Raw genomic sequence first — 621 nt, 5'->3', positions numbered from 1 at the left:
GGCTACGCGGCTTATGATGGACTTCATCACGTCACCAAGGTAGGGTGCTTAGCGCATGCTCGTCGCAAGTTCATGGATGCTAAAAAGCTTCAAGGGAAAGGTAAATCGGGCAAGGCTGATAAGGCGCTGGCTAAAATCCAAAAACTCTACGGGATAGAATCACGCTTAAAAGGTGCGCCTGCCGAAGAGCGAAAAGCAGAGCGTCAAGCGTATGCCAAGCCGATACTGGATGAGCTTTACCAATGGATGACAACCCAGAAGGTGATAGGCTCTAGCCCACTAGGTAAAGCGATAAAGTACACGCTCGGGCAATGGCCAAAGCTCATTCGTTATATCGACGATGGTCACTTATCTATCGATAATAATCGCGCTGAACGCGCAATTAAACCGCTGGTTATTGGCAGGAAAAATTGGCTATTCTCCAACACACCAAATGGTGCTGAGGCGAGCGCGATGCTTTACAGTATCGTCGAGACTGCAAAAGCCAACGGCCTTATCCTCTATGACTATATGGTCAAGTGCATGAAAGAGCTAGCAAAAGCAGAGACCGATATCGATGCACTCCTGCCTTGGAACTTCAAACATTAGTAATATCGCCCTGTAGGTTCATGGGGCGTTTAC

At 48.1% G+C, this 621-nt stretch carries 1 protein-coding gene; it reads left to right on the top strand.

The window, feature by feature from the left end; translation table 11 throughout:
• The coding region (gene tnpC / locus AB4209_RS22245; RefSeq protein ID WP_372057417.1) for an IS66 family transposase at positions 1 to 588 on the top strand (588 nt) is incomplete at its 5' end.
• Positions 589 to 621 lie beyond the last annotated feature (33 nt).

The organism is Vibrio sp. 10N.286.48.C11 (assembly GCF_041469805.1).
GTDB classification, from domain to species: Bacteria; Pseudomonadota; Gammaproteobacteria; order Enterobacterales; family Vibrionaceae; genus Vibrio; species Vibrio crassostreae_C.
This window is presented reverse-complemented; position numbering and strand designations above follow the sequence as displayed.